This window comes from Rhizobacter sp. P2_H2 (assembly GCF_056403375.1).
On sequence record NZ_JBFUFP010001038.1, the window covers coordinates 1 to 1,905 of the forward strand.

Genomic DNA, 1,905 nt, shown 5'->3' on the forward strand with positions numbered 1-1,905 from the left:
GCAGTGGGGCATCGGCACCCGCCTGTCGACGCGCAGCCTGCAGCGCGACGCGGCCGACAGCCCGATCACCGAGAAGAAGGCGCAGAACAGCGTCGTGGTGTTCACGGCGTACCGGTTCTGACCCGCCACGGGTGCGACAGCGGCCTGCGCTACGACTTCGCCTCGTCGACCTGCCGCTTGCGGCTGAACATGCTTGAGCGGAATGCGTTGATAACAGCCGCAGTCGGTATCGCGGCGAGCGCCGCAGCGACCCACGGCTGGCCGATCGTGCCCATCCAGATCGCGCCAACCACACAGACCAGGCAGACCAGGACGCCACAGGTTTGCCCCATCATGTCGCTGCGAAAGATCGCGCGTGCGGTGTAGGCGTTGGTCAGGCTCTGCGAGTGCTGGGCCGCGATGTTGGCATCCAGCGCTGCTCGCTCCATCGAGCGGCGGTGTTGCTGCTCCTCTTCGGCCCAAAGAATGAGCTTCGCTCCCGTGCCGGGAATGAGCTGATCGAACTGCTTGAGGATGTCCGGGTGCGGAATCTGCCCGGTGTACTGGCTTTGCTGGATGACAACCTGTTGCTCAGCCCTGACCGCGCCCAGCCCGATCGCCTTGCTTGCTGCCTGAGCCAGCGGCGTCTGGTGAGGCTTGTTGCCCCTGCTCATGACGTTGCACCTCGCGATGCATCGAATCCCCGATGCTCACCCAATCCGACGCAAGCGCAGCGGCGATCTCCCGACCGGCTGCAGGCGGCTCCACCATCTGAACGCTGGGCAGTGCCGGCGCTTCGTTGTGCACGAACAAGGTCACGGGCGCCGCCAATCCACGCACGAACCCCCGTGCGAACGCCGCTCTGGGATCCGCCGCGAAGTCGATGAGGAAGCCCATGGCTTGGTTGCTCCGATGTTGGGTTGCAAAGAAATTGTCTCATGCAGCTATGTGACCTCACAGCGTGCTTGGTTCCACATGCTGGCCGGCAGATCACTCCACCCGCATGAACTGCTCCCGCACCCGCTGCCGGTCCAGCATCTCGAAGTGCCACCACTCGTTGTCGATGCCACGAAAGCTCCCGGCATTCAGCGCATCGCGCAGCAGCAGCCGGTTCGTATGCTGCACCGGTGTCAGAGCCCCGCTCGCCAGATGCGCCGCTTCCAGCACCGGATGCGACAGCGCCGTCATCTCGTCGAAGCCGCTGCCCATGTCGAGTTCGCCGCCCGCCTCGTCGATCACCGTCACGTCCAGCGCCATGCCGAACGAGTGGATCGAGCCGCGCGCCGGGTCGGCCACGTACTGCCGCAGGTCGGTGCCGTCCAGGTGGTTCCACAGATGGATCTGCACGCGGTGCGGGCGCAGCGCGTCCAGCACCAGCAGGCGGTGCCCCGGCGCCGTGGCAGCCAGCCGTGCCACCGCCTGCGCGAGACCGTCTGCCGCCAGCCGATGCAGCCACGCGCAATCCAGCGCGCCGTACAGGTCTCGCCCGACGAAGTTGCGCTCGCTTGCATAGCGCAGGTCCACCGCCGCGCCCTCGATCGTCGACAAGCGGCAGAAATCGGGATGGGTGTGGATGGTTTCGCAGCGCATGTCGATCTCTCCGGCCAGGGTCGAGATCATCACCCCGATCGTGGTCGTGCGTGACGCAATCGCCGGCAACCCCTGCCGGATCCATGACACGGCACTCAAGTGGCGGGCGCTTCGGCCGACAACCCGAACAGCCCTTCACCCCCGCCACGACCCATGCGTTCACTGCGATTGACCCTGGTTCTCCTGATCGGCTCGGGCATTGCCGCGGCCAGCGTGCTGATGGCGGTGTCGCTGTGGGGCGCCGGCACGGCGGCCGGTGCTGCACAGCGCACCTTCGTCGCGAAGGACGTCACCGCCGACATCCTGCCGCCGCCGATGTACCTGATCGAGCTGCGG

At 66.5% G+C, this 1,905-nt stretch carries 3 protein-coding genes and 1 pseudogene; 2 read left to right on the top strand and 2 right to left on the bottom strand.

From position 1 onward, the window contains the following. The first annotated feature begins 10 nt into the window (after positions 1–10). Positions 11–121 (top strand): MipA/OmpV family protein, encoded by a 111-nt coding sequence (locus AC1D15_RS29750; protein WP_477828859.1) that lies wholly within the window; start codon positions 11–13, stop codon positions 119–121. Positions 122–149: 28 nt separating this feature from the next. Here the strand turns inward: AC1D15_RS29750 and AC1D15_RS29755 are convergent, their stop codons facing one another. Further along, positions 150–653 (bottom strand): DUF2335 domain-containing protein, encoded by a 504-nt coding sequence (locus tag AC1D15_RS29755; protein ID WP_477828857.1) that lies wholly within the window; start codon positions 651–653, stop codon positions 150–152. Between the two features lie 316 nt (positions 654–969). Continuing rightward, positions 970–1,599 (bottom strand): M15 family metallopeptidase, encoded by a 630-nt coding sequence (locus AC1D15_RS29760; protein WP_477828858.1) that lies wholly within the window; start codon positions 1,597–1,599, stop codon positions 970–972. A gap of 123 nt (positions 1,600–1,722) precedes the next feature. Here AC1D15_RS29760 and AC1D15_RS29765 point away from each other — a divergent pair. Then, positions 1,723–1,905: pseudogene (locus AC1D15_RS29765) on the top strand (methyl-accepting chemotaxis protein); the annotation flags it as partial.

Bases quoted from the DNA above. Each gene is read 5' to 3' on its own strand.
- AC1D15_RS29760 (WP_477828858.1), bottom strand. From the start codon at position 1,599: ATGATCTCGACCCTGGCCGGAGAGATCGACATGCGCTGCGAAACCATC.
- AC1D15_RS29755 (WP_477828857.1), bottom strand. From the start codon at position 653: ATGAGCAGGGGCAACAAGCCTCACCAGACGCCGCTGGCTCAGGCAGCA.